Source organism: Bradyrhizobium monzae (genome assembly GCF_021458635.1).
Lineage (GTDB): Bacteria > Pseudomonadota > Alphaproteobacteria > Rhizobiales > Xanthobacteraceae > Bradyrhizobium.
The window spans coordinates 112,457-131,984 of record NZ_JAIRDQ010000013.1; the positions used below are offsets into that span (position 1 = coordinate 112,457).

Below are 19,528 nucleotides of genomic sequence, written 5' to 3' on the forward strand. Positions count from 1 at the left end.
GGCAAGGGGGTCAGCAGAGTGAGAGATCGGCCGGGACAGGTTTGAGCCGGTCGGGTCGAGAGAGCGCCCGTCGGCCCGCTCCATTCCCGCTCTCCTCGAAAGCTCAACTCCCATGATCAATCTGTCCTGCTCCGCGACCGCCGCGGCTGCGTCCTCCATCGCCCAAGCCGCGCGGCTTATCCTCTCTAACCTCGAACATGGCCGGCGCATCGATGCAGCAAATGTTCTGCGTTCCGCCATGGAAAGCGCAGTCGGCGGCTCGGATGCCGCCGGCGCCTGGCATTGGAAAGCCGCCTATGAGGCCTGTGAGGCGGCAACCGTTCTTTTCCTTCGCAAGCATGGCGCCGCCATGCGGACCGAGGCGGGATCGCCGGCAGCGCACCTCTCGATGCTGGCGAAGGTCGCAAGCCTGCTTCCAACCCATACGCGCAGGTCCGAAGAAAGCGAGGCGTTTCAGCAATTCTCGACGCCGATCCCGCTCGGCTTCGTCGCCTGCACCGCCGCCGGCATCACCAACACAGACCTCGTGCTGGAGCCCTCGGCGGGCACCGGACTTCTCGCCATCCTCGCTGAGATCTCCGGCGGCACACTTGCCCTGAACGAGCTCGCCGAGACCCGTGCCGGGCTGCTCGATCTTCTGTTTCCCAACGTGACCGTCACGCGCTACGACGCGGCGCAGATCGACGATCATCTCGAGGCGGCTGTTGCCCCGAGCGTCGTGCTGATGAATCCGCCATTTTCGGCTCTGCCCAATGTGGATCGGCGGATGGCGGACGCAGCACTGCGCCATCTCGCCTCGGCATTGGCCAGGCTTCGCCACGGCGGTCGCCTCGTGGCGGTGACCGGCGCAAGTCTCGCCCCCGACAATCCAGGCTGGACCGAGGCCTTCATCCGTCTCCAGGAGCGCGGCCGCGTGGTATTTTCGGCTGCGATCGCAGGGGCGGCTTTTGCCAGGCACGGGACGGCGATCGATACCCGGCTCACCGTCATCGACAAGCAGCCCGCGCCGGACAGAAACGTCTTTCCAGCATCTCCGGGCGTGGCGCCGGACGCAGCCACGCTGCTGGCATGGGTCCTCGAACATGTGCCGCCGCGGCTTCCGATCACTTCACCTGTTCTCGCTCCGGTCAGCTCGACCGTGCCGGTTCGGCGATCCGCTCCCGCCCTCACGATGCGCGCCTCGTCCGGTCAGCGGCTCGGCGATCCGCAAAGCGTAGAGCTCACCTACCAGACGGTCGACTGGACGCCTCCGGACGGAGCTCATCTGACCGATGCCCTCTATGAGGACTACACCCTGCAATCGATCCGCATTCACGGATCGCAGCCGCATCCGACCAAACTGGTGCAGTCGGCAGCGATGGCCTCGGTTGCTCCGCCGAAGCCGTCATACCGGCCCCATTTCCCGGTCAACCTCGCTATGGACGGCCTGTTGTCGGACGCCCAGCTCGAGAGCGTGGTCTACGCCGGCGAAGCACACGCGGCCTTCCTTGCAGGCGCCTGGACGGTCGATGCGACCTTCGACGGTGTGGCAGCTGCGCGCGACGACGCTTCAAATGCCGTCCGCTTCCGCCGCGGCTGGTTTCTGGGCGACGGCACCGGCGCGGGCAAGGGCCGGCAGGTCGCCGGCATCCTCCTTGATAACTGGCTGAAGGGCCGGCGCCGGGCGGTCTGGATCTCCAAGAGCGACAAGCTGATCGAGGACGCGCAGCGCGACTGGTCGGCGCTCGGCATGGAGCGGCTCCTGGTCACGCCGCTCTCACGCTTCCGCCAGGGCACCCCGATCCGGCTGTCGGAAGGCATCCTATTTACCACCTACGCTACGCTGCGCACCGATGAGCGCGGCGAAAAGCTTTCGCGTGTCCGGCAGATCGTCGAATGGTTGGGCTCCGATTTCGACGGAGTGGTTGTTTTCGACGAGAGCCACGCCATGCAGAACGCCGTGGGCGGCAAGGGCGAGCGCGGCGAGCAGGCCGCCTCGCAGCAGGGACGCGCAGGTCTGCGGCTGCAGCACGCGCTCCCCAATGCACGGGTGGTCTACGTTTCCGCCACCGGTGCCACGACCGTTCACAACCTCGCTTATGCCCAGCGGCTCGGCTTGTGGGGCGGTGATGATTTTCCGTTCGCCACGCGCGCCCAGTTCGTCGAGGCGATCGAGGCGGGCGGTGTTGCGGCGATGGAGGTGCTGGCACGCGACCTCAAGGCGCTTGGTCTGTATGCGGCGCGTTCCCTTTCCTATGAAGGCGTCGAATATGAACTGATCGAGCATGAGCTCACCCCCGAACAGATCCGCATCTATGACGCCTATGCAGCCGCGTTCAGCATCATTCACAACAACCTCAATGCCGCGATGCGAGCGGCCAACATCACCGGCGAGACCGGGACCTTGAACGCCCAGGCGAAGTCGGCGGCCCGGTCGGCCTTCGAGTCCGCAAAGCAGCGCTTCTTCGGCCATTTGCTGACGTCGATGAAGACCCCGTCCTTGATCTGCGCGATCGAGCGCGATCTCGGGCAGGGGCATGCCGCCGTTATCCAGATCGTCTCGACCGGCGAAGCGCTGATGGAGCGCCGGCTCGCGGAAATCCCGACCGAGGAATGGGGTGATGTCCAGGTTGACATCACGCCGCGCGAATATGTGCTCGACTACCTCGCCCATTCCTTCCCGGTCCAGCTTTACGAGCCTTTCACCGACTCCGAAGGCAACCTCTCCTCCCGGCCCGTATACCGTGATGGTCAGCCCGTCGAGAGCCGGGATGCGGTTGCGCGTCGCGACCGGCTGATCGAGAAGCTTGCCTCGCTCGCGCCCGTGCCCGGCGCCCTCGACCAGATCGTCCAGCGCTTTGGCACCGACAGGGTCGCCGAAGTCACCGGGCGCTCACGCCGGATCATCCGGACACATGACCGCCTGATGGTCGAGAACCGCGCCGGTTCGGCAAACCTCGCCGAAACCGCAGCCTTCATGGACGACCTCAAGCGCATCCTCGTCTTCTCGGATGCCGGCGGCACGGGGCGCAGTTACCACGCCGAACTGTCGGCGCGGAACCGGCGTCTGCGGGTGCACTACCTGCTCGAACCCGGCTGGAAGGCCGATGCAGCAATCCAGGGCCTCGGCCGAACCAACCGGACCAATCAGGCGCAGCCGCCGTTGTTTCGTCCGATTGCGACCGACGTGAAGGCCGAGAAGCGCTTTCTCAGCACGATTGCGCGCCGCCTCGATACGCTCGGCGCCATCACCCGCGGTCAGCGTCAGACCGGGGGGCAGGGGCTGTTTCGGCCCGAGGATAATCTCGAGAGCATCTATGGCCGTGATGCTCTGCGCCAACTCTATTTGCTCCTGGTTCGCGGCAAGGTGGATGGTTGCTCTCTTGAGATGTTCGAGAATGCGACCGGGCTGAAGCTCGTCGACTCCAATGGCATCAGGGATGACCTGCCGCCGATCACGACTTTCCTCAACCGTCTGCTGGCGCTGACCATCGCGCTGCAAAACGTGCTGTTCACCGCCTTCGAGCAGTTGCTGACGGCGCGGATCGAAGGCGCAATCGCCTCCGGAATCTATGATGCGGGCCTCGAGACCCTTCGCGCCGAAAGCTTCGTCGTCACGCATCGGCGCACCATCTATACCCATCCCGCGACCGGCGCCGAGACACGGCTTCTGACGATCATCCAGCGCGAACGCAACCGCCCGCTCTCGCTGGATGATGCCCTCGGCCTCCTGTCGGATCGCCGCGCCGTCCTGCTGGTGAACGAACGTTCCGGCCGCGCGGCGGTGCAAGTCCCGGCTCCGAGCCTGATGCTGGACGACGGCGAAATCGAACAGCGCGTCAAATTGGTTCGGCCCATGGAAAGCCACAATGTCCCATCCAAGGCCATGGCCGAAAGTCATTGGATCGAGACGGATCGCGAGCAATTCAGTGCAGCCTGGACAGCTGAGCTTGCAGACGTGCCGGCGTTCACCGAGAGCACGATCCACGTCGTGGCCGGGCTGCTCCTGCCGATCTGGAAACGGCTGCCGAAGGAATCGGCCCGCGTCTACCGCCTCCAGACCGACGCCGGCGAGCGGATCATTGGGCGGAAGGTCTCGTCCGCCTGGGTCGCCGACGCGCTTTCGGGTGAGCGGCCGACACTCAAACCCGAAGACGTCTTCGCCGCCTTGCGCGACGGTCGCGCGTTCGTCGAGCTCGCCGAGGGCCTGACACTGCGGCGCGTCCGCGTCATGGGTGCGCATCGCATTGAGCTCGCGGACTTCAACGACACCATGCGCGATCGCTTGCGGACCTACGGACTGTTCAGTGAGATCATCTCCTGGAAGCTGCGCATGTTCGTGCCGACCGATGCAAGCGGGGCCGTCGTGCTGGGCAAGGTGCTCGAATGCTACCCGGTCGAGCGCATCTGCGAACGCGAGGCCGCCTGATGCGGCGCGATGCGTTCGAACTGGCATGCCGCCTCGCGCGTGAGGCCGAGGCTGTGTGCCGCCACTCTTTCTCCAGCCGCAAGGGCGAGGGACGCTGCTGGCTGCCGGGCGATGTCCACAACCGGCCTGGCCGCTTCTTGTTTGTGCGGCTCCACAACTCGTCCAAAGGATCCGCCGGCAAGTGGGCCGAACAGGGCGCGCGGCGGATCAGCTTGCGCGTTTGCGCTTGGGTGCTGCCTCACAGACGGTTGACAGCTCCTGCGCAACCAACTGCCAGCGCAGTGCGGGAGGTTGCGTGATGACCCGCGACGCTTCTGAACTGGCGCGCCGCCTCGCCCGTGATGCCGAGGCGGTCTGCCGCCATTACCTGTCCAATGGACGGCGCCAGGGCCGCTATTGGATCGTCGGCGACGTCCGAAATACGCCCGGCCGCTCGATGTTCGTCCGGCTCAGCGGACCGGACTCTGGTCCCGGCGCCGCCGGGCACTGGCGAGATGCTGCCTCGGGCGAACATGGCGATCTCCTCGACGTGATCCGCGAGAGCTGCGGTTTCGTCGATTTTCGCGATGTCGCAGGCGAGGCACGACGCTTTCTGAGTCTGCCGCGCGCCGAACCGCGCCGTAGCCCAAAGCGCACACCCGTCCCCGCCGGATCGGCGGAAGCGGCACGGCGGCTCTTCGCCATGTCGCAGCCGATCCGCCGCACGCTTGTTGAGACCTACCTCGGCCATCGCGGCATCAAGCCTGTCCACGATGCGGGCGCGCTGCGGTTTCATCCGCGCAGCTACTATCGCCCGGACGACGGTTCGCCGACTGAGACCTGGCCGGCGATGATCGCCGCCGTGACCGATCTTGCGGATCGCATCACCGGCGCACATCGCACCTGGCTCGCGCCCGACGGCTCTCACAAGGCGCCGGTCGACACGCCGCGACGGGCCATGGGCGGTCTCCTCGGCCATGCCGTCCGCTTTGGCGCGGACGACGACGTCCTCGCTGCGGGCGAAGGTATCGAGACGATGCTGTCGCTGCGCTGTGCGCTGCCTGCCATGCCGATGGCCGCTGCGCTCTCGGCCAACCATCTTGCCGCCCTTCTGCTGCCGCCGACGCTGCGTCGGCTCTACGTCGCCCGCGATGCCGATGCCGCGGGTGACACGGCGGTCGCGGCATTGACCCAATGCGCCGAAGCCGCGGGCATTGAGGCGCTTGTCCTGTCTCCGCGGACGGGCGACTTCAACGAGGACCTGCATGCATTCGGCCTCGGCGCCCTACGGGCGGCGCTGTGCATCCAACTCGCGCCGCAGGACGTCGCTCGGTTTATGCTGTTCGCCGATGCCGGGACCGCTTGACCGACCGATCTGCGGTGCCGCCGGCAATTGAAGAGATGATGTCTGTTGTCGGTTATGTTGCGGACCGCAGTTGAGTTTGGAAGAGCGCTACAGCCGGCCTTGCCCAATCGCTGCCGAGATCCGCGGCGCAACCACTCGGCAGCGATCTGAGCGACAGCGACCGTGGCGCTACCGAATTTGGTAGGTCAGCTTTGACCAAAGCAGAACAGTTGATGATCGTAATCGACCTGCGGTTTGTGCTACGCGACGCCTGACGAAAGGGATATCTGATGGCATGGCTATACATACTTCTGGCGGACGTGTTCGAGGTCGCTTGGCCTTTCATGTTGAAGCGCTCGGTCGGGCTTCCGAAATGGACAACAGTGTTTTCGGCGGTGGTCTTCGCTCTTCCGATTTTTCTTCTGTTGGGTGAATCTGTAAAGTGCTTGCCCGCTTCGACGGTTTACGCGGGCTTCGCCGGAATTGCGACCGTGGGGACAGCAATTGTGGGCATTGCGTTTTTCGGCGAGAGCGCAAATCCTGCTCGCCTCTGTTCGGTCATGTTGGTTGTTGTCGGTCTGGTCGGCGTCAAGTTGTTTTCGGAATAGTCTGTATTTGCATCGTTCGTAAACGGATCATCAGCCATGGCGAATGCGGCTGTCATGTGTTATCGAAGCGCGCACATTGCGGAAGTTGACGCGCTATGGAAAAACGCATTCCGGATGACAAGAGTTGAAATGTCGCTGCCGCAGACATCCCGGAGAAGATCCGCTTCCAGCCGGATCTCATGTTGCTGGCTTTAGTAGGGTGGATCCAACCCTGATTTGCAACGCTGTTGCTGAGTTCCTCTCAGAAAACGTCAAGCGGCGTTCTGAATCCGAGTCTCTTGCGTCGTCGCTCGCAGAGGCGTTGCTCGACCCATCGCAGGCGCTCTTCGGTGATGGTGCTGAAGTCGGTGTCGGCAAGTGACTTGCGTGTCAGTCCATTTGCGGTTTCGTTGCTGCCGCGTTGCCAAGCAGCGTATGGATCGGCAAAGTAGAGATCGGCCTGCAGGGCGCTGGCAATGAGTCGCCGTCCTTGCGCCGGCTCAGGGCGGTGTCGCTCATGCTCGCTCCATTCGTCGCATCGGGCGACGGCGTTGCGCCGGATCGGACCGACAGCAGCGCGCGCACCGCCGCCTCCCGCGCGTTCAGGCCGGCGCACGCTTGCCTCCCCCCGCAGCGTCGCTGCGGTAGCGGCCGGTCGAGGTCTGGTAGTACTGCGCGCGCATGGCCGCCATGGCCTCGATCAACGGTCCCCACGGCGCGGGAAAGCGTTCTTCCGCCATCACCCGCTGCAGCATGCGCGTATGGCCGGCCAGCTCGTCGTTGAGGAACTCCACCACAGGCATAGCCGGATAGCGCTGCAGCAGCAGGATCGCCGCGTTGTCGGCCTCGCCGGCCGACCTGTCCTTGTCGCGTCCATGCAGATCGTTCTGCAGGCGCCCTATCGCGGAGATGAGCCGCAGGACCTGGCGAAACGCCGGACGCGCGCGCAAGGTCGCCATGTCCAGCCCCCACAGCAACGACAGGCAACAGAACACGTTCTCGTAGGCGATCGAATCGATACCGTTGTGCAGGTACTCAGCGTAGGACCAGCGTTCCGCCCCTGCCGCCTGCGCGTGTCCGGCGCGCAGCGCCGCGCAGTAGCACAGGGTATCGTCGAGAAGCTGAGCATAGTCGCGACGATCGTAGGCGAGCGCGGCCAGCGAGGCGCGCAGCACAGCGCAGCCCACGAATCCGGGGAGCGCGCACGGCACGCCCTGCGTCAGCGCCTGCTCCACCGCGGCGAGCTGCTCCGGCGCGATCAGGCCAAGGTCGTTGCAATCGTCGAGCCAGAACAGCAGCGCCAGTTCGCGATAGAACGCCACGATCAGCGTTTCGTCCTGCGGATCGCGGCCGGTGCGGGCGCTGGTGTCGCGCAGGCTCGGGTGGATGCGCTGCAGGATGTACTGGCCGCCCCTGACCGCTTCTACGGCATGCTCGTCGGCGAACCCGGTCAGGGAGCGCCCCCACTCCAGCACCTGCTGCAGCGCGCGTTCGGTCTGGATCATGGCGCCGCTCCTGCTCCCTCGGCCAGGACGCGCCGCCCCCAACGAAGCGCCAGCCACAACCCGGCGAGTTCGGCCACACGCACGACCCGGGTGGGGCAAAACAGTTCCTTACCGATCCACAGCGGCGTCTGCGGCAATGCATGCGCCGCATGGCGGGCGAGCATCCAATCCAGCGCACGCGCCACCGCCTGCGCGATGCGCCGGCGCCCTGTCGGCTCTTCGCTCCCGTCCATCACGTGCAACGCGAACAGCGCATAGGCGGTTTCCTCGAATGTGGACGCGCGACCGGCGCCCCAACCGCCGTCGTCACGCTGCGCCTGCAGCAGCGCCGCCAGCGCGCGCTCGTCGCGCCGCTGGGGCTTGCCTTGCGCCAGCGCAGCGACCGCATGCGCGGTGGGATACAGCCACGAAACGTGCCATTTTTCGTTGTCCCATAGACCGTGCGGGTTGCGATGGGCCTCGACGTAGGCGCTGGTGCCGGCGGCGGGCTTTCCCAACAGTCGCAACGCATGCAGGGCATGGATGTTGGTCGACACCGAGGCATTGCGCTCGCCGGGGAAGGTGACGAACAGCTCGCCGATTTCGAAATGGCGCAACGCATCGACCGCCGGGTCGCGGCCTGCAAGGCGCAGGACGCACAACGCAATTGCGGTGTCGTCCGCATCGGCCGCGAAGTGCAAGGCCGGGCCCAGACCGCGCACGCCCAGGCGGGCGTCGAGCTGCGCGACGATCACGCGCACCGCCTCGGCGAGCGCGGGATGCGCGAACAGCCCGGCCAGATGCAGGGTGTACAGCGACCAGCATGGCTCGAACACATTGATCGGCCAGACGTTGGGAACGACACCTTCGATGCCGCTGCGCGTCGCCCGCGATGCCGCCTGCAGATACGCGTCGGCGCGCTCGACCTGCGGCGTGCTCCCCTGTGTCACGGCGTGCGCACGCCACGCGGCGGTGGCCGCCGGACTGATGCCGATGCTGCCGTCATCATCCGGGCATGTGGTGGTCGGCGACGTCCCCCAGGCTTCCCAGGAGTGCAGCAACGGATGGCCGCTCGGCAACGTCGCCATGGCCCCCAGCTCGGCCCCCAGCTTGACCAGGCGCGCGTCCCGCAACGGCAACAGCGCCGGGTGGCGCGGAAACGCCACGCCGCCCGGCAGGGATGCGGCCTCGCCGCAAAATTGCGGCAGGATCAGCTCCGCGCCGATTGGCGCGTCTTCCGGCACCGCATGCGCGTAGGGATCGGGGTGGCGCTGGAGGAACCGGGTTGCAGCCTGGACTGCGTCGGCAGCGCCGGGAAGAGGATCGGCACGCTGCAATGCCAGCATCGCCGCCCATGTGGGCGCATGGCGGAACAGCGGGAAGTCTGCGCTTCCCCATCCGCCATCGGCCTGTTGCTGCGCGATGAGCCACGCGTATGCGTCCTGCCGATCGGTGACGTTGCCGTGGAACTGCAGAGCTCGCGCCGTGTCGTAGACGGACGGACCGACGCTGCCGCCATCGCTCATCTCGCTCAGCAGGTGGCGCAATTCGGAAAGGATCTGTTCGGACAGCGCGTTCACGCGGGATGTTCCTTCTGCAGACGGTTGACGAGAACCAGGATCGGGCAGATGCCGCGCACGTCGCCGCAGGCCCGTCGCGGCCCGGCGTATGTTCGGCGCAGAGAAGACGCGCCAGCGCCTGTTCGACCCGTTTTGCGCCGTGCTCATCCAGATCTCCGGCAGCAGCCCGCTGGATGCGCCGCGCGCGTGCGCGCGCAATCCGCCGAGCGCGGAAACGCCAGGTCGGTCGTCGTGTAGCGTCGAACCGGTCTGCATGTTGTTCATGTCCTCGTACCTGACAGGAGACGGCCACGGCGAGCGGCGAGCCGCCGCGGTGTTGCCGGCGTCGCACCAAGCGCGCGCGCCGAGTGCAGCAATGCCGCGCGTCGCCGGTGCCGCTGCCTCGCCACACGGGGTATGCGATGTCGGTTCATGAGAATCCGATCCGGATTGTCATGGACGGATGTGCGGTCGGGTAATAGCGCTGGCCCTCGACGCCGCTCAGCAACCGCGGCCGTACCCCGGCCTTGTGCATGGTCAGCGCCAAGGCGATAGAGAACTGCACCAGTTCCAGCCATACCAGGTGGTAGCCGATGCAGACGTGTGGGCCGGTACCGAACTGCAGCATGTCCACCGGCCGGATCGGCTCCGTGCGTTGCAGCCACCGCGCCAGGCTGAACTGATCAGGCGCCTCGTGCAGCAGCGCCGAGGTCGAGAAATGCAGCAGCGGGATGCACAGATCAGTGCCCGCGGGAATGCGCCGTTGGCCGAGTTGCAAGTCCTGCAGCGCGCGACGCGGCAGGACCGTGGTCGCCGGATGCAGGCGCAGCGTCTCGCGGAACAGCGCCTCGGCGACCGGACATTGCGCCAGGTCCGCGTGCCGGGTCGGCACCGCGCCCACACGTTGCGCCTCCTCGACCAGGGTGTCCCACAGCATAGGTTGCCGCGCCAGCTCGATCACCATCCAGGCCATCGTCGAGGCGGTGGTGTCGTGACCGCCAAGCAGCAGCAAGCGGATATTGGCGACCAGGACGTCATCGGAGAGCGCATCGTCGCTGCGATCGAAGGCGCTCACCATGTCGTTGATCAACCCGGTGCGCGCGGCATGCGCGCGCGCGTCGCGGACGTACTGGCGCAACTGCGTGTCGATCCAGTCGCGGGCGGCGCGGCCGCGCCGCAAGGGCAGTCCGGGCAGGTCGACCGGGGGCGCGACGATCAACTGCAGCAGTTGCCGGTACTTGCGATGCCATCCCGGCAGGTCCTGCGCGGGGATTCCCATGAGGCTGAAGATGAGCTTGAGCATCAGGTCGCCGGTTTCGCGCAGGATGGTGACGTCGCCGCGGTCGCGCCACGCCTGCACCCGCGCCCGGATGACGGGCGCGAACAGATCGCCGATGCCGGCCTGGGTCAGCCCCTTGGGCAGGAACGCCGCCTTGATCGCATCGCGCGCCTGCCGGTGCGCGCCGCCGTCCTGGGTGACCAACGTTCCGCGAAACAATTCGGGCGCGATGTCTTCGATCAGCGCGGAGGACACGTCCTTGTGCCGGAGCAGTGCGAACGCATCCGGATCCACGCAGGTCATCAGGTGTCCGGCAGGGCCGAAATCCAGCCAGAAGTGGCTGCCCAGCGTCCGTTCCGCGCGCCGCAGCAGGCGCGGCAGGTCGCAGACGATGGCGGGAAGATGCCCGACCAGGGGGTAAGCGCCGGGCACGACCGGGATGTCGCACCGCAGCCGGTGCCGACGGTCCAGCGGGTTGAGCAGCATGTCCATCAGAGCCGCGCCGCCGCGGCGGCTTCGGCGGTGTCGCCGGCAGGCCGCGCGGCGGGGCTGTTGCCACCGTCGGCGTATGTCGGCACATGCGCCAGCATGCCGCCGTCGATGCACAGCACCTGGCCGGTGATGAACGCAGCATCGTCGGAGAGCAGGAACGTCACCAGCGCGGCCACGTCCTCGGGGCGGCCGACGCGCGGCAGGAGCTGGTGCCGGCGCAGATGCCGTTGCATGCACTCGTCCAGCTTGGCGAGGAGACGCTCGGTCATGATGAGACCCGGCGCAACCGCGTTGCAGCGGATCTGCGCATGACCGTACTGGGTGGCGAGCGAGGCCGACAGCATGTTCATCGCCGCCTTCGACGCGGCGTAGGACGTCAGCGCGGTGTCACCGCTGAGCCCCTGGCACGACGACATGTTGACGATCGCGCCACCGCCGCGGGCGATCATCCGTGGGACGGCCTGCCGGCAGCAGAGCAGCGTGCCGCGCAGATTGGTCGCCATGGTCTGATCCCAGACCGCCAGGTCCAGGTCAAGGATCGCGCCGTCGCGCGGGGTCAGATGCATGGCGCTCGCGTTGTTCACCAGCAGGTCGACCCCGCCGAAGTGCCGCTCCGCCGTCTCGAACAGCGTTGCCACCGCCTGCGCATCGGCGATGTCCATGGCCAGAGCCAGCGCGTGGCCCGCTTCGGCCGCGATCTGCGCGGTGCAGGCGATGGCCGCCGAGCCATCAATGTCGGCCACCACCACTCTGCCGCCCTCGCGCGCGATGGCGAGGGCGCATGCCTTGCCGATGCCGGCGCCGGCGCCGGTCACCACGGCCACCTTGCCTTCAAACCGTCCCATCGTGTCCTCCTGGATTGCGTTGGTCTTTCGCGGCATGCAGCTCGGCCTCCGCCGGAGAAGGCGCAGGGTCGGCGCTGGCGCGCTCGTCATCGCCAGCGTCGCTTTCGATGACCCGAATGGCGGCGACCGGGCACTGGCTGGCCGCGAGCCGCACGGCGGCGTACAGCGCCTGCGGGACCGTCGCCACGCACACTTCGGCCACGCCGTCCGGCTCGCGCTGGCGAAAGGTGCCCGGCAGCGTCAGCACGCACTGCCCGGTGGTTCCGCACAGATCCTGGTCGACCACGACGTGCATCTCAGCCACCCCGCGCATGCAGCCGCACCGGCAGCGCGCGGAACGTCCTAAGGAACGCGGAGGGCTCCCGGGTCGGCTGCTCGGCTAATGCCAGTGCGGGGAAGCGCGCCTGGATCCGCGGCAGGCTCTCGGCCAACTGCACCCGGGCCAGTTGCGCACCGAGGCAGAAGTGGATGCCGTGGCCGAAGCTCAGCATGATCTTCCCGTCGGTCGACATGCCGGGACTGGTGCCGTAGAACCGCGCGGGATCGAAGCGGTCGGGATCGGCGAAGGCGTCCGGGTCGCGATTGCCGGCCGCGATCAGCACGCGCACGTCCGCGTTCTTCGGGATCACCACGCCGCCCAGTTCGATGTCGCGCTGGGCGATACGCGGAATGGAGCTGAACATGGCGGGCGCGTCGCAGCGCAGGACTTCTTCGACGAATGCCTTCACCCTCACGGCGTCTCCCTGCAGCCAGTGCCGCTGTTCGGGATACGCCAGCATCGCCAGGACCGCATGGTCGATGGTCGCAGCCGTGGTGGCGAAGCCGCCCAGCAGCATGCCCCACAGCATGCTGATCAACTCCGCATCCGACAGCGTGTCGGCATCGTCGTCGTGTGCGCCGACCAGCATCGACACGATGTCGTGGCGGGGATCGGTGCGCTTGCGCTGTATGAGGTCGCCGAAATAGGCCTTTACCCTGGCGCTCGCCGCGTCCGCCGCGGCAAGCTGGCGATCGCTGGCGTGCGGGCTCAGGCCTTCCAGAATGGCGCCGATGCCGGCGGCGAGCCCGAACATGTCGTCCTGGGGCATGCCGAACAGTTCGGCGAAGACCAGCATGGGCAAGGCCAGCGCGAATTCCCGATGCAGGTCCACCGCCTCCCCGCGCTCCAGCGCGGGCGCCATGCCGTCCAGGCGCGCTGCGACGATGCGCGCGATGCTCGGCCGCAGGTTGTCGATCTGGCGTATGGTGAAATCGCGCGAGATCAACCGGCGCAGACGCGTATGCGTCGGTGGGTCCTTCATCCCCAGCGTGGACGCCAGCAGATTGAGCGACAGGCTGGTCGCCGCGCGCGGGAAATAGCGCGCCAGTTCGCCCGGCGCCGGTCCCCGAAACGCATCGCCCGTGGCCTCGAGCGCCCAGTAGATGTCGGCGTGGCGGCTCAACAGAAAGCGGCCCGACGCCGCGCGATGCACCGGATCATGCTCGCGCAACCACCGCATGAACGGATACGGGTCGTGGATGCACGCTGGCGACGCCAGTTCGGCGAAGGCGTCCCGGCATGCTGCCGTGGTGTCTGGCACGTCCATCTCTTACCTGTTGGCTGGCTGATCTGACCGGCGCGCGCCAGGCGTGCCGGCAAATTGCGGAGACGATCGCGATCCCCGGCGGCGTCCGCGCATCACCAGAGCACCGGGAACTCCTCGAACCCGCCAGTGATGATCTCCTTGCGCAACTTCAGTTCTTCGGGCGCCACAGCCAGGCGCAGCGCGGGAAAGCGCTGGAAGATCGAACCGAACACCAATTTGAGTTCGAGCCTCGCCAGCGCCACGCCGATGCACTGGTGCGGCCCGTGGGAGAACGCCAGGTGCGGCTCCCCGTCGCGTCCGATGTCGAAGATTTCCGGGTCGTCGAAATGGCGCGGATCGAACGACGTCGCCGGCAGGCCGACCAGCACCTTGCTCTCCGCGGGAATATGCACGCCCGCGATGGTCACGTCGGTCCTCGGATAGCGCATGATGCCGTCCCAGCCCGCGCCCGGCGGGTACATGCGCAGGATTTCCTCCACCGCCTTATCCAGCAGGGATGGATCGCCGACCAGGCGTTCGCGCTGTTGCGGATGGCGGAGCATGGCCAGCAGGCCGAATTCGATCTGCGCGACGGTGCTCTCGTGCCCCGCCACCAGCATGCCCGCGGCCAGGCCGATCGCCTCTTCCTCGGTCGCCTTGCCCTGGTCGACCGCCGCGAGCAGATCCGTCAGCAGGTTGTCGCCCGGATCCTGGCGCTTGTCCCGCATCTTGCCGCGAATGTAGGCGCGCAGTTCGTCCCAGGCCAGGCGCGACGCGCTGCGCGGGCCGCTTTCATGCTGGTGCGTCATCACCTCGTCGGACAGCCCGGCGAAAAAGACGTGATCCTCGTAGAGCACGCCCATCAGCGCGCTGATGACCATGGCCGGAAGCGGAAAGGAGAGGTGGCGCCGCAGGTCGGCGGGCTGGGGCTGGGCCGCCAGCGTCTCGAACAAGTGCGCGGCGATCGCTTCGGCCTGCTGCGTTAGCAGCTTCATCCTGCGGTTGCCGAAGGCCGGCGCCACGATCGTGCGTAACCGGGCATGCTCGCCCCCCTCGTGCGAGACCAGCCATCCCGGCGAACCGAGAATCACCGAATCCGGGGTGAATGCCGCCGGCGGCATTCCCGCGGGCCGGAACGCCGCGTCGGACAGCACCGCCTTGGCCTCGTCGTAGCCTGTCACCCACCAGCCTTCATGCCCGGACGGGAAGCGCACGCGGTGGATCGGACCGTTGGCGCTTAGCGCCAACATCTCGGGCGAGGGCTCGATGTGATCGACGCGCCACATCGGCAGCGTCGGCAAAGGTTGTTCGGACATCAAGGGTTGTTCGGACATGGTGGCACTTCACTCTCTCAGCGATGGAAGGGCGGAAGGTGACCGGCAGGCGCTGCGGGCAGTGAATGACGTAAGACGGCATGTCGACGACGTCCTCCGCGGCGATGGTCAGCGCCAGATCCTCCAGCCGCACGAACAGGGCGGGAAAGGCGCATCGCAATTCCAGGCGTGCTAGCCGCGGCGCCCAGGCAGAAATGCGCCCCTAGCCGAACGACAAATGCGGGTTGTGCCGGCGGGTGACATCGAACCTGGCGGCATCGCCATAGATCGACTGACCGTAGGATTGGTGAAGGAGGTTCGACCGTCCCCGCCCACCGACGTGTCTGCCAATATAGCCTCCGGACGAGTCCCACACCGCCGGTGGCAGTTTCACGCCTGGCTCAAGGTCTGCCGCTTTGGTTGCATCGCTCGCGAGGAGCGCAATTGTCGTGGCTCCCAAAAGAAGAACTCCAGATCGCATCCAACACTTCCCTGCATTTTCTCGGTCCACAACCGAGCGCCAAGTCATTGCCACAGCAAACCGCCGGAACGGACCAGACGCGAACAGCGACGCGCGCCGTGTCCGTCCCGAAGACCATCGCACTGCGATTGGTGATGATGCCGTGAACACAGCAAATCGCGTGCCGAAGTGAATTCGCAGGCCGAGCAGGCACTTCGTAGCGGCGCGTAGTGTCAGGTTTCCGGCATTGGTCTCAATGCCGACAACCGGCGCAGCAAGTGTCCGACAAAGGCCTGCTCTTGCGGAATATGCGCGAGCATGTCGTCGAATATTTTCAAGGCGGCGGTCACGCGTCAGATCTATGGTCTGTCGAGATTGCCGAGAACAGAGCAACTGTCATGCCGGGTCGAAAATGCTGATACTCCAGGGATGAGCATCAGGGATGAGCATCGAATCGACGGCAATGGACGCAAAGCTGACAATCGTGTGCGATTGCACACATTCTCAGGCTGGTTCGATCAGTTGGGATGACTGGAGGCAGCACACCGCACGCTGCTTGTAGGTCCTGGAGCGGCATGACGCGAGCGCGGCGTGCTGCATTTGAAAGGTGCTCGACCTGATTAGCTCGCATATTGCTGGGTTATCCTGCAGACTGGTCGCTCGGAGATTTGACGGTGTTCATCCGTATCTGGCCGGTGACACAATGTCCGCAACTCAACCTTTGAACCTCGGGGCTCGCACCGGCGCGGCGCACCCGTCGTCGCCATTGACGCATTCACTGCACAGATGCTCTGGTGGCACACCAATTGCTAATTAGGTCCCAGATCCCTGACCGGTCAGTCGTTCCGGTCCAAGCTCCAGTCGCGACTATCAACCATGACCAATAGCTTGAGATGTCAGCCTATCTGCGCAAGCTCTTTCGCGCAAAGGATAAGGCGAACAGGCATCGTCAACTTCATCGACCGCTGAGCTGAAGGAGTCAACTATCAAAGGTTCGAGATTCGGCCGTCCCATCAGGCTCTACGGTTTCTCGATTGAAAAGCATCATGATCCGCCGGCGTCGCCGCGTCGGCTGATGAGAATTCTCGGCCCGATTGTTGAGAGATTTGTGCCAGCGATGTTCGGCGTGAACGCCCATCTTCGCCCTCGTCACGCCGTACGAACCGAGCTTGTCAGCGATCATCACGCGCGGCGGCGTGCCGGCGAATTTAAAGAGCTTCGTGATGAGCCGTTGCGCAGCGCGCGAGTTTCTTCGGCTTTGGATCAGGACGTCGAGAACGACGCCATTCTGGTCGACAACGAGCCGGAGCCAATGTTGTTCGCGTGATCGAGATAACGAATTCGTCCAGATGCCATGTCGCCGCGAGTGGGAGTGCGCCGGGCGATCCCGATGGGAGAACGCCTGCCGAGTTTGCGCCCCCACTGACGCCCGGTTTCATAGGTCACGCCAATACCACGCGCCGCCAGCGTTTCGTCGACCATGCGAAAGCTTAAGGAAAGCCGGAAATACAACCAGACGGCATAGCTGATCACTTCCGATGGGAAACGATGCGCCGATAAAGAGGGCCCCGTGCGGTCGGCATGCCGGTCGCCAACCCCTTGGCCGTTCCAATTCGTTGACTTGACGGTGCCCCAGAATCTGAAGAGACGCAAAATTGGCCTTTCATTCGGCACCGGTTGAACCACGCCCTATTCCGGTTTTTGTCTCAAAAGTGGAGATGCGATATGATTTCGAGTCACCCAGTCGATGTGGTTGGCGGTAGCGACGAGCTCATCGAGCAGGCGCTGCGAGCCGCGATGGGTAGTGCTCTGAGTCCGGAGTCGCCGACTCACCTGCGGGAAGCGCTAGAAGCGGCAGTGTTTCCAGGTGGCGCCCGGATGCGCCCCAAGCTCTGCTTGAAAGTCTTCAATGCATCCGGCGCAAGCCATCCGGAGCTGGCTGCAAGAGCTGCGGCAGCAATCGAATTGCTGCACTGTGCCTCGTTGGTCCATGACGACCTGCCTTGCTTCGATAACGCCGCGCTGCGCCGCGGCAAACCGACGGTGCACCGGCTCTTCGGAGAGCCGACCGCCGTTCTGGCCGGCGATGCCTTGATCGTGACGGCTTTCAAATACCTCAGCCGGCAGGCTGCGCGGGCACCTGAGTTGGTCGCGCGCATGATCGAGGTGGTCGCGGAGGCGGTCGGCCCCAGTCATGGACTGATCGCCGGACAGTCGATGGAGGCCATGACGCACGTCCCAATCGACCGCTATCACCATTACAAGACCGGCGCCCTCTTTGTGGCGGCGGCCACGTGCGGCGCCCTGACAGGTGGTGCTGACCCGGCCCTATGGGCGAAGGTGGGGGAACTGCTCGGGCATGCGTACCAGATCGCCGACGACATCGCAGACACGGTCGGCCGCGCCGAGGCGCTTGGCAAATTGCCTGCCGTGGACACGCAACTGAATCGACCCAATATCGTTCGCAGCCAAGGGTTGGATAGCGCAGCCGCCAAATTTTACGCCTATCTCGAACAGATAAGTGACACCATTCCTGCCGGCCCTCACAAAGGGTCCTTCGTTGACTGGCTGAACCAGGCGCTTTGCAAGGGCATAGCGGGCCCGGGAAAAGCCGGACTGATACAACAAGCGGCGCTGGAATGCGTCCAACCTTGATGAGAAATGAATTACAGCAAGGAAATCTGGTCGTTGGCTCCGTCATGGCTGGATACAATCGACATCGAGGCTCGATCTTTCCGATCGCCGTGCTGAACTCTCACCGGAAAAGCTAGAGGACAGGAGCTCATTGCTCGTGCAGAAGCGCGGCTTGCGACACTCGGCTGCGTCAAAGTCAATCTACAAGTGGTCGAAATCCAACTCAGCCTTGCGCGCACAACGCGTGCCCGAGGATCGCCCGCGTTCTGCCGCGTCCAAGGGGCGCTACGGGATAGCGCCAAGCAATTTGAACTCGATATCGTCATGACCGGTCATTGCGTGGGCAGCCTTTGCCGGGCGGGGCGCGCCCAGGGCCTTCTAGCGGGCGATCGGACGGCAAGCGGCCCGGCCCGGCAATGGCAGAGGTGCGGCTATTTTCCGCCGGCGCTCACGCGCCTTTGCATCGCGAAACAAAATAGCCGCACCTCTGCCATCCTCCGCTTCGCTGCGGCCCTGCGCTTCCACCTGCGCCCTGCGGGCTTCGGCGGATTGATCGCTCCGGGTTCTGGTCCGTTCCGCCCGCCGTCTGGTGATCGCCACGAAGGCCGCGATGGGCGCGGCCGAACGGCAAAGGACCCTAAGCCATGATGACCGAACACGACGACAGCCAGTTCGAACCGCCGCACGGCTCATCACCGACCGATCATATCCTTAACGAGCTTCAGCTCTATGGCCATCGTCCCTTTCACGACGAGCCTGATCCAAGGCCGCTCCCGGAAGCCAAGGCCATCACAGGCGCGATCGCCGACATCTTTGATGCGCTTGTGGCGACCCTGAGCGACACACGGCTTGAACCCGACCTCGAAGATCTCCTCTGGTCGACCGTCAATCTCTTCCATCGCGCCACGGGCCGCATCGAGCGCGAACTCGACGACAACGAAAAAGCCCAGCAAAAGAGCCAGCGCGAGCAGAATGGATCGGAGGTGCGATCGGTCGAACTGGAAAGGCTCACGGCCGAAGGCGTCACTTTGGTCGAACGCCGCAACGCCATGGAGCTGTTCCGCGATCTGGCGACTGAGCAATTCGAGCTTCATACCGGCTCGCCCTGGCGCCCCCGGTCCGGATCACTCGTCAATCATCGCACGCTCACCTCTGCGATGATCGACAGCCGCGATTTCCTGGCTGCCAAACGTCGCGCGGACACAGAGGCGTTGCTGCCGTCGGGACCCAAGATCGCGCTTACCGGTGGACTCGATTTTGACGACGTCTCACTGATCTGGGACCGCCTCGACAAGGCCCATGCCAAGCATCCGGACATGGTGCTGCTGCATGGTGGCTCGCCGAAGGGCGCCGAGCTGATCGCCGCCAAATGGGCGACCAACCGCAAGGTTCCCCAGGTCGCCTTCAAGCCGGACTGGACGAAGCACGGCAAGGCAGCTCCGTTCAAGCGCAACGACGCCATGCTTGCAGTGCTGCCGATCGGTCTCATGCACTTTCCGGGCACCGGGATACAGGACAACCTTGCCGACAAGGCCAGGAAGCTCGGCATTCCCGTCTGGAAGTTCGGCGGCGCGTAAG

12 protein-coding genes and 3 pseudogenes are annotated in these 19,528 nt (G+C 65.4%); 5 read left to right on the forward strand and 10 right to left on the reverse strand.

The annotated features are described in order from the left end of the window. Positions 1–112: 112 nt before the first annotated feature. From K3F49_RS33610 to K3F49_RS33625, 3 genes are all read left to right on the forward strand, one after another. Entirely contained in the window at positions 113–4,408 is a 4,296-nt protein-coding gene (locus K3F49_RS33610; protein WP_234685170.1) for a bifunctional class I SAM-dependent methyltransferase/DEAD/DEAH box helicase, read from the forward strand. Positions 4,409–4,706: 298 nt separating this feature from the next. Then, on the forward strand, positions 4,707–5,753 hold the full coding sequence (locus K3F49_RS33620; RefSeq protein ID WP_234685171.1) for a DUF7146 domain-containing protein: 1,047 nt from the start codon (positions 4,707–4,709) through the stop codon (positions 5,751–5,753). A gap of 269 nt (positions 5,754–6,022) precedes the next feature. After that, the gene (locus tag K3F49_RS33625; RefSeq protein WP_027545387.1) at positions 6,023–6,340 is read left to right on the forward strand and encodes a DMT family transporter; all 318 of its coding nucleotides are present in this window, start codon (positions 6,023–6,025) and stop codon (positions 6,338–6,340) included. Between the two features lie 241 nt (positions 6,341–6,581). On the opposite strand, the pseudogene K3F49_RS33630 reads toward K3F49_RS33625, so the two are convergent. The 10 genes and pseudogenes from K3F49_RS33630 to K3F49_RS33675 form a co-directional block, all read right to left on the reverse strand. Next, positions 6,582–6,803 (reverse strand): annotated as a pseudogene (locus tag K3F49_RS33630) (IS30 family transposase); the annotation flags it as partial. Between the two features lie 118 nt (positions 6,804–6,921). Beyond that, positions 6,922–7,824, reverse strand: a complete 903-nt coding sequence (locus tag K3F49_RS33635; protein WP_234685172.1) for a terpene synthase family protein — start codon at positions 7,822–7,824, stop codon at positions 6,922–6,924. After that, positions 7,821–9,383 carry a hypothetical protein gene (locus K3F49_RS33640; protein WP_234685173.1) on the reverse strand — a complete coding sequence of 521 codons (1,563 nt, stop codon included), beginning with the start codon at positions 9,381–9,383 and terminating at the stop codon, positions 7,821–7,823. Before K3F49_RS33640 ends, K3F49_RS33635 begins: the two co-directional genes overlap by 4 nt. A 91-nt stretch (positions 9,384–9,474) precedes the next feature. Continuing rightward, positions 9,475–9,638: pseudogene (locus tag K3F49_RS39535) on the reverse strand (polyprenyl synthetase family protein); the annotation flags it as partial. A 154-nt stretch (positions 9,639–9,792) separates the two neighbouring features. Further along, complete coding sequence (locus K3F49_RS33650; RefSeq protein ID WP_234685174.1) at positions 9,793–11,133, reverse strand: cytochrome P450; 1,341 nt, start codon at positions 11,131–11,133, stop codon at positions 9,793–9,795. Continuing rightward, entirely contained in the window at positions 11,133–11,978 is an 846-nt protein-coding gene (locus tag K3F49_RS33655) for an SDR family oxidoreductase (protein WP_234685271.1), read from the reverse strand. Before K3F49_RS33655 ends, K3F49_RS33650 begins: the two co-directional genes overlap by 1 nt. Beyond that, positions 11,965–12,273 carry a ferredoxin gene (locus tag K3F49_RS33660; protein WP_234685175.1) on the reverse strand — a complete coding sequence of 103 codons (309 nt, stop codon included), beginning with the start codon at positions 12,271–12,273 and terminating at the stop codon, positions 11,965–11,967. Before K3F49_RS33660 ends, K3F49_RS33655 begins: the two co-directional genes overlap by 14 nt. Position 12,274: 1 nt before the next feature. Further along, on the reverse strand, positions 12,275–13,564 hold the full coding sequence (locus K3F49_RS33665; protein ID WP_234685176.1) for a cytochrome P450: 1,290 nt from the start codon (positions 13,562–13,564) through the stop codon (positions 12,275–12,277). A 92-nt stretch (positions 13,565–13,656) separates the two neighbouring features. After that, positions 13,657–14,859 (reverse strand): cytochrome P450, encoded by a 1,203-nt coding sequence (locus tag K3F49_RS33670; RefSeq protein WP_234685272.1) that lies wholly within the window; start codon positions 14,857–14,859, stop codon positions 13,657–13,659. A 1,493-nt stretch (positions 14,860–16,352) separates the two neighbouring features. Continuing rightward, positions 16,353–16,899, reverse strand: a pseudogene (locus K3F49_RS33675) (IS6 family transposase); the annotation flags it as partial. Between the two features lie 142 nt (positions 16,900–17,041). Between K3F49_RS33675 and K3F49_RS33680 the strand changes: the two are divergent. Both K3F49_RS33680 and K3F49_RS33685 read left to right on the forward strand, forming a co-directional pair. Next, positions 17,042–17,971 carry a polyprenyl synthetase family protein gene (locus tag K3F49_RS33680; RefSeq protein ID WP_234685177.1) on the forward strand — a complete coding sequence of 310 codons (930 nt, stop codon included), beginning with the start codon at positions 17,042–17,044 and terminating at the stop codon, positions 17,969–17,971. A gap of 626 nt (positions 17,972–18,597) precedes the next feature. After that, positions 18,598–19,527 carry a DUF2493 domain-containing protein gene (locus K3F49_RS33685; RefSeq protein WP_234685273.1) on the forward strand — a complete coding sequence of 310 codons (930 nt, stop codon included), beginning with the start codon at positions 18,598–18,600 and terminating at the stop codon, positions 19,525–19,527. Position 19,528 lies beyond the last annotated feature (1 nt).

Coding starts and splice junctions, on each gene's coding strand:
- K3F49_RS33610 (WP_234685170.1), top strand. CDS start 113: ATGATCAATCTGTCCTGCTCCGCGACCGCCGCGGCTGCGTCCTCCATC.
- K3F49_RS33620 (WP_234685171.1), top strand. CDS start 4,707: ATGACCCGCGACGCTTCTGAACTGGCGCGCCGCCTCGCCCGTGATGCC.
- K3F49_RS33625 (WP_027545387.1), top strand. CDS start 6,023: ATGGCATGGCTATACATACTTCTGGCGGACGTGTTCGAGGTCGCTTGG.
- K3F49_RS33635 (WP_234685172.1), bottom strand. CDS start 7,824: ATGATCCAGACCGAACGCGCGCTGCAGCAGGTGCTGGAGTGGGGGCGC.
- K3F49_RS33650 (WP_234685174.1), bottom strand. CDS start 11,133: ATGGACATGCTGCTCAACCCGCTGGACCGTCGGCACCGGCTGCGGTGC.
- K3F49_RS33655 (WP_234685271.1), bottom strand. CDS start 11,978: ATGGGACGGTTTGAAGGCAAGGTGGCCGTGGTGACCGGCGCCGGCGCC.
- K3F49_RS33660 (WP_234685175.1), bottom strand. CDS start 12,273: ATGCACGTCGTGGTCGACCAGGATCTGTGCGGAACCACCGGGCAGTGC.
- K3F49_RS33665 (WP_234685176.1), bottom strand. CDS start 13,564: ATGGACGTGCCAGACACCACGGCAGCATGCCGGGACGCCTTCGCCGAA.
- K3F49_RS33670 (WP_234685272.1), bottom strand. CDS start 14,859: ATGTCCGAACAACCTTTGCCGACGCTGCCGATGTGGCGCGTCGATCAC.
- K3F49_RS33680 (WP_234685177.1), top strand. CDS start 17,042: ATGATTTCGAGTCACCCAGTCGATGTGGTTGGCGGTAGCGACGAGCTC.
- K3F49_RS33685 (WP_234685273.1), top strand. CDS start 18,598: ATGACCGAACACGACGACAGCCAGTTCGAACCGCCGCACGGCTCATCA.